Origin of the sequence: Rhodococcus sp. T2V (assembly GCF_029269925.1) — a bacterium.
Taxonomy (GTDB): Bacteria; Actinomycetota; Actinomycetes; order Mycobacteriales; family Mycobacteriaceae; genus Rhodococcus_F; species Rhodococcus_F koreensis.
In genome coordinates, this window is the sequence record NZ_JARJBD010000113.1 from 21,341 (window position 1) to 27,578 (window position 6,238).

A 6,238-nucleotide genomic window follows, 5' to 3' on the forward strand; every position below is an offset into this window, starting at 1 on the left:
ACGAGGAGAACGCATGACGAGCACGCCGACCCCCACTGTGGGATTCATCTACCCCGACCACGCCGCCGAAGACGACTACCCCTTCGCCGCGGAGATACTCGGAGTGGATCTGCCGGTCGTGCACATCTACGGCACCGACCTGCACGCCGTGCCCGAACTGCTCGACCTCGGCAGCCCCGAGAAGCTCGCCGGCGGGGCCGCGCTGCTCGCCGACGAGAAGCCGGACGCCGTCGTGTGGGCGTGCACGTCCGGCAGCTTCGTCTACGGCCCCGACGGCGCGAAGCAGCAGGCCGAGACGCTCGCCGCCGCCACCGGTGTGCCCACGTCCAGCACCAGTTTCGCGTTTGTCAACGCCCTGCACGCCCTGGGCATCACCCGGGTCGCGGTGGCCGCCAGTTACCCGGAGGACGTCGCGAAGCTGTTCGTCGAATTCCTCGCCGCCGCCGGCATCGAGGTGCTGTCGATGTCGAGTGCGGGGATCGACACCGCCGCCGAGGTCGGTCAGCTCAGCCCCGAATCCGTGGTGGCACTCGCGGTGGAGAACGACCACCCGGACGCCGAAGCCCTGCTCATCCCCGACACGGCCATGAGGACGCTGGGTGCGCTGAGTACTCTCGAGCAGCGCCTCGGCAAGCCGGTCCTCACGGCAAACCAGGTGACCATCTGGGAAGGCCTGCGTCTTGCAGGCCACACGGCGGTGCACCCGTCGTTAGGAACCTTGTTCGAGAAAGGCCACAGTCATGGCTCTGACTGACCTGGAACCCGTCAGTCGTCAATCGACTGCCGAATTCATCGCGGACCGCCTGCGGGTCGCCATCATGAAGGGTGCGCTCGAACCGGGTGCACAGCTGGGCGAGGCTGAACTGGCCGCGCATTTCCAGGTCTCGCGCGGACCCCTGCGCGAAGCCATGCAGAGGCTCGTGTCCGAGGGCATACTGCACAGCATCCGTCACCGCGGGATCTTCGTGACGGAACTGACCCTCGACGACGTCGTCGACGTGTACCGCAGCCGGTCGGTCATCGAGCGCGGGGCCCTCGAGATGATTCTCGCCGACGGTCGCCGGGAAGCCACGTACCTGGCGCTCGAACCCACCGTGCTCGTGATGCAGGCCGCGGCCGAGCGCGGCGACGCCGCCGCCGTGTCGGACGCCGATCAGCAGTTCCACCAGATCCTGGTGGAGAGCGCGCAGAGCCCGCGGCTCATCCGCGCGGCGCGGACGCTGCTGATCGAGACCCGGATGTGCCTGGGTGCATTGCAGACCACGTACGACGACATCCGCGAGCAGGCGCAGGAACACGCGACCCTGCGCGAGGCGATCCGGTCGGGCACGGCCGGCGAGGTGCAGAAACTGCTAGCCGAACACTTGGACGATGCCGTCCAGCGGCTCCGCGCCGATCAGAAGACGCTGTCGCCGTAGCGACAGTGAAGTAGAGGTACGTGCCGAGGAGGGACAATGACTCAGGTGGCTGAGGTTCAGGGATTCACCAACCGCAACGATCGCTACCCCACTCGGATCACCTCCGAGCCGTCGATGCTCCAGCGGAACGAACCCGCCGTCTGGGGTACACCTGCGGACGGACCCTTCGACGCGGCGGCCCTCGCCGGACACGAGGCACGCGGCTTCACCGTCGTCGACCACGTCCTGAACGCCGCCGACGTGACGTCGTGCCGGGAGGAACTCGACCGGCTGTCCCGGGATCCGTCGATGCGCGACAGCGGTCGCGTCATCACCGAACGGGGCACCGACGAGGTCCGGTCCGTCTTCGACGTCCACCGGCGCAGCGACGTGGTCGCCGCGCTGATCCGCGACGGCCGGATTCTCGACTGCGCACGGCAACTCCTCGGCTCCGACGTCTACATCCACCAGAGCCGGATCAACTCCATGCCCGGTTTCAAGGGCACCGGCTTCTACTGGCACTCGGACTTCGAGACCTGGCACGCCGAGGACGGGCTCCCGGTGCCGCGGGCCGTCAGTTGCTCGATCACCCTCACCGAGAACTACCCGTTCAACGGGTCGCTGATGGTGATGCCCGGTTCGCACACGCGGTTCGTCCAGTGCGTCGGCGCCACCCCAGAAAACAACTACACGTCGTCGCTCGTCGAGCAGGAGGTCGGGGTTCCGCGCCGGGAGGACGTGACCCGGATGGCCGCGGAGTTCGGGATCGACCAGTTCACCGGTGCGGCGGGCACCGCGCTGTGGTTCGACTCCAACGTCATGCACGGGTCGGGCAACAACATCACGCCGTACCCGCGGTCGAATCTGTTCCTGGTGTTCAACAGTGTCGAGAACACGCTCGTCGAGCCGTTCGCCGCACCGCGGCCGCGGCCGGAGTACATCGCGTCGCGCGACTTCACGCCGCTGTCCTGACGTGAGTGGCAAAGTGTGCTCCCGCACGCTTTGCCACTCACCTATGTGGGGAGCTCGTGCAGGATGCGGGCGAGGTGGGCGAGTTCGGGAACCTCGGCCGCCCGGTCGAGCGCCGACTCCAGGGTGGCGTCGTGGGTGGGACGCGCCTCGTCCAGTGCCGCCCGGCCCGCGGGTGTGAGTTCGGTGTAGATGCCGCGACGGTCGTCGTCGCACAGGATGCGGGTGAGCAGGCCGCGGTTCTCCAGTCGGTTCACCAGCCTGGTGGTGGCGCTGCTGCTCAGCGCGGCCGCGCGGGCGAGTTGCGCCATCCGCATGTGCCAGCCGTCCTGGCGGCTCAGTGCGTCGAGCACCGTGTACTCGACCACCGAGAGGTCGTGACCCCGCTGCAGGGCACGTTCGAGTTCCGCCTCGAGCAGACCGTGCAGGGCCGCGAGCGTGCGCCAACCCTGCGACCGGATCTCGACGGCGTCGTCAGCGACTGCCATGGCCACCTCCTGTGGATACGAGTGCCAGGTCAGAATACCAGCTTGCGCACGTAGCAGGCGTGTGCAACTATTTATGACGCGCCTGCAACTAATGCAGACGCGGTATTCGAGCTAGTGCTCTTATCTCACGAGTCTGTACGAAAGGAGTGGCTGCGATGCCACTGGGTCTGCTCGCCCTCGCAATGGGCGGCTTCGGGATCGGTCTCACTGAATTCGTCATCATGGGACTGCTGCCGGAGGTGTCGGCCGACTTTCAGGTGAGCGAGTCCGTGGCCGGCTACCTCATCTCCGGCTACGCCCTCTCCGTCGCCGTCGGAGCCATCGTCATCACCGCGGCGGTCACCCGCTTCGACCGCAAAACAGTCCTCCAGGCGCTGATGGTGCTGTTCATCGGCGGCAACCTCTTGTCGGCGCTCGCCCCGACCTACGAGGTCATGATGGGCGGACGCGTCCTCGCGGCCCTGTGCCACGGCGCATTCTTCGGTATCGGGTCGGTCCTCGCCGCGGACCTCGTGCCCGCGAGCAAGCGGGCAGGCGCGATCGCGACGATGTTCGCCGGACTGACCATCGCCAACGTGCTCGGCGTCCCGTTCGGCACGTTCCTCGGCCAGCAGTTCGGCTGGCGCTCCACGTTCTGGGCCATCACCGTCATCGGAGTCGTGGCCTTGATCGGCATCACCGCGCTGGTGCCGTCCGTGTCGCGTCCGGCGGACGCACCGGAACCTGCCGGTCTGCGCAGCGAACTGCGGGCCTTCCGAAATCCGCAGGTGTGGTTCTCGATCGCCGTCACCATTCTCGGATTCGGCGGCATGTTCGGTGCGTTCACCTACATCGCGTTCACCCTCACCGAGGTCGGCGGATTCGCGTCGACCAGCGTCCCGTGGCTCCTCGTGCTCTTCGGCGGCGGCCTGTTCGTCGGCAACGTCCTCGGCGGCCGCGCCGCCGACAAGGCCCTCACTCGAACCCTGACCACGGTCCTCGCCGTGCTCACCGTCGTCCTCGTCGTGTTCGCCCTCACCGCAGGCAGCAAGACGATGACGATCGTCGCCCTGTTCTTCATGGGCGCCTTCGGATTCGCGACCGTCCCCGGGCTGCAGATGCGCATCATGAACTACGCGGCGCAGGCGCCGACCATGGCGTCCGGCGCCAACATCGCCGCCTTCAACGTGGGCAACGCACTCGGGGCCTGGCTCGGTGGTATCACCATCGCCGCGGGACTCGGCTTCACGTCCCCGATCTGGATGGGTGCCGCACTGACCGTGGCCGCGCTCGCCGTTCTCCTCGTCGCCACCGCACTCGACCGGCGGTCGAAAGATCAGCCGGTGGAGGATGATTCGGTGGTCGTTCCGGCATAGCGATTTGTCCGCTCACGAAAGACGAGGACGGCACACACCGAACACCCCGCAGCGGATGCTCGGTGCGGGGCGTTCGGGTCGGGTGGGGGACTACCGGTGGGTGAACTCCGGCGACCGCTTCTCCACGAACGCGGCCATGCCTTCCTTCTGGTCCTCGGTGGCGAATGTCGAGTGGAAGACGCGTCGTTCGAAGCGAATTCCCTCGGTGAGGGTGGTTTCGAAGGAGCGGTTGACCGCTTCCTTCGCCATCATCGCGACGGGCAGCGACATCTCGGCGACGGTGGTGGCCGTGTCCAGCGCTTCGGCGAAGAGGTCGGCGGCCGGGACGATGCGGGCAACGAGTCCGGCGCGTTCGGCTTCCTCTGCGTCCATGTTCCGGCCCGTCAGGCAGAGTTCCATTGCCTTGGCCTTGCCGACGGCGCGGGTCAGGCGCTGTGAGCCGCCGATGCCGGGGATGACGCCGAGTTTGATCTCGGGCTGACCGAACTTGGCGGTGTCGGCGGCGAGCAGGATGTCGCACATCATCGCCAGTTCGCACCCGCCGCCGAGGGCGTATCCCGCCACGGCGGCAACGATGGGTTTGCGGGCGGCGGCGATGCGGTCGCCGATCGAGAAGAAGTCGTCGAGGTAGACGTCCATGTACGACTTGGTTTGCATCTCCTTGATGTCGGCGCCGGCGGCGAACGCCCGGTCGGAGCCGGTGATGAGGATGGCCCCGATGCCGCTGTCGCCATCGAGTTCCTCGATTGCCGTGACGAGTTCGCGCAGTAGCTGGGAGTTCAACGCGTTCAGCGCTTTCGGGCGGTTGAGGGTGATGATCCCGACCCGGCCCTTGCGGTCGAGGAGGATGGTGTCGTAGTCGGTCACTGCTGCTCTCCGGTTGTCGTAGGGGCCGTGAGGCCGAGTTCGAGGTCGCCGAGCGGGGTGAAGAACTGTGCGACGGCGGCGTCGGTCACGTCGTCGAGGGTGGCGGGTGACCAGCGCGGGTTGCGGTCCTTGTCGACGACCTGCGCCCGGATCCCCTCGACCAGATCGGCCGAGCCCAGGCACGCCACCGACACCCGGAACTCCTCGTTGAGGACTTCCTCCAGGCTGCCCGCGACCCGCGCCCGGCGCAGCGAGGCGAGGGTGACCGCGCACGCGGTCGGCGACTTCGCCAGCACCTGCCCGGCCGCCTTCTGAGCTTCCGGCACCCCACTGCCCTGCAGCCGCGAGATGATCTCGGCGACGCTGTCCGCGGAATACGCGGCGTCGATCCAGCCCTGCTGGGCCAGCAGGTCCGATTCCGGGGCCGGTTCGGTGAACGCGGCCACTGCCGCCTCCACCGACACGCTCGACAGCTTCTCGACGAACGCTCCGATCCTCGCGGACGGGATGAAATGGTCGGCGAACCCGCACGCGATCGCATCCCCCGCACCCAGGCGGGCCGTGGTCAAGGCGATGTGGGTACCCAACTCCCCCGGGGCACGCGCCAGCAGGAACGTGCCCCCGACATCGGGGACGAACCCGATCCCGGTCTCGGGCATCCCGATCATCGACCGCTCGGTCACGATCCGCACACTGCCGTGCGCCGACACCCCGACCCCGCCGCCCATCACGATGCCGTCCATGATCGCCACATACGGCTTCGGGTAGTTCGCGATCGTCGCGTTGAGGATGTACTCGTCACGCCAGAACTCCCGCGACCCCGTGCCCCCCTCCCTGGCGTCGTGGTAGATCGACACGATGTCCCCGCCCGCGCACAACCCGCGGTCCCCGGCGCCGGTGATCAGCACGGCCTTCACCTCGTCGTCCCCGGCCCACTCCGCCAGCGCCGCGGCGATCCGCGTCACCATGGTGTGGTTGAGGGCGTTGATCGCCTTCGGCCGGTTCAACACGATCCGGCCCACCCCGTCCCGCTGGTCGATGAGGACTTCGGGGTCGGTGATTGGTTCGCTCATTTATGCTGCTCCCTGCTTTCCCTTACCCGCGCCGCCGACGACGCTGCGGGCGATGACGACGCGCATGATCTCGTTGCTGCCCTCGAGGA

At 67.6% G+C, this 6,238-nt stretch carries 7 protein-coding genes; 4 read left to right on the top strand and 3 right to left on the bottom strand.

All coding sequences use genetic code 11. From position 1 onward, the window contains the following. Positions 1 to 13 precede the first annotated feature (13 nt). The 3 genes from P3H15_RS46655 to thpD are packed head-to-tail and all read left to right on the top strand — an operon-like array spanning position 14 to position 2,369. Positions 14 to 754, top strand: a complete 741-nt coding sequence (locus P3H15_RS46655; protein ID WP_276143536.1) for a maleate cis-trans isomerase — start codon at positions 14 to 16, stop codon at positions 752 to 754. Next, positions 741 to 1,418: a GntR family transcriptional regulator gene (locus P3H15_RS46660; protein WP_276143537.1), complete on the top strand. Its 678-nt coding sequence runs from the start codon at positions 741 to 743 to the stop codon at positions 1,416 to 1,418. Before P3H15_RS46655 ends, P3H15_RS46660 begins: the two co-directional genes overlap by 14 nt. Positions 1,419 to 1,454: 36 nt before the next feature. Then, positions 1,455 to 2,369 (top strand): ectoine hydroxylase, encoded by a 915-nt coding sequence (gene thpD / locus P3H15_RS46665; RefSeq protein WP_276143538.1) that lies wholly within the window; start codon positions 1,455 to 1,457, stop codon positions 2,367 to 2,369. A 41-nt stretch (positions 2,370 to 2,410) separates the two neighbouring features. Here the strand turns inward: thpD and P3H15_RS46670 are convergent, their stop codons facing one another. Continuing rightward, entirely contained in the window at positions 2,411 to 2,854 is a 444-nt protein-coding gene (locus P3H15_RS46670; protein WP_276143539.1) for a MarR family winged helix-turn-helix transcriptional regulator, read from the bottom strand. 155 nt (positions 2,855 to 3,009) lie between these two features. Between P3H15_RS46670 and P3H15_RS46675 the strand changes: the two genes are divergently transcribed. After that, complete coding sequence (locus P3H15_RS46675) at positions 3,010 to 4,209, top strand: MFS transporter (protein WP_276143540.1); 1,200 nt, start codon at positions 3,010 to 3,012, stop codon at positions 4,207 to 4,209. Positions 4,210 to 4,299: 90 nt separating this feature from the next. Here P3H15_RS46675 and P3H15_RS46680 read toward each other — a convergent pair whose 3' ends face one another. Both P3H15_RS46680 and P3H15_RS46685 read right to left on the bottom strand, forming a co-directional pair. Then, positions 4,300 to 5,076: an enoyl-CoA hydratase gene (locus P3H15_RS46680; RefSeq protein ID WP_276143541.1), complete on the bottom strand. Its 777-nt coding sequence runs from the start codon at positions 5,074 to 5,076 to the stop codon at positions 4,300 to 4,302. Continuing rightward, a complete protein-coding gene (locus P3H15_RS46685) occupies positions 5,073 to 6,149 on the bottom strand; it encodes an enoyl-CoA hydratase/isomerase family protein (RefSeq protein WP_276143542.1) in 1,077 nt (358 codons plus the stop codon). Before P3H15_RS46685 ends, P3H15_RS46680 begins: the two co-directional genes overlap by 4 nt. Between the last annotated feature and the right edge of the window lie 89 nt (positions 6,150 to 6,238).

Excerpts from the sequence above, each read along its gene's own strand:
- thpD (WP_276143538.1), top strand. The coding sequence starts at position 1,455 with ATGACTCAGGTGGCTGAGGTTCAGGGATTCACCAACCGCAACGATCGC.
- P3H15_RS46660 (WP_276143537.1), top strand. The coding sequence starts at position 741 with ATGGCTCTGACTGACCTGGAACCCGTCAGTCGTCAATCGACTGCCGAA.
- P3H15_RS46670 (WP_276143539.1), bottom strand. The coding sequence starts at position 2,854 with ATGGCAGTCGCTGACGACGCCGTCGAGATCCGGTCGCAGGGTTGGCGC.
- P3H15_RS46675 (WP_276143540.1), top strand. The coding sequence starts at position 3,010 with ATGCCACTGGGTCTGCTCGCCCTCGCAATGGGCGGCTTCGGGATCGGT.
- P3H15_RS46685 (WP_276143542.1), bottom strand. The coding sequence starts at position 6,149 with ATGAGCGAACCAATCACCGACCCCGAAGTCCTCATCGACCAGCGGGAC.
- P3H15_RS46655 (WP_276143536.1), top strand. The coding sequence starts at position 14 with ATGACGAGCACGCCGACCCCCACTGTGGGATTCATCTACCCCGACCAC.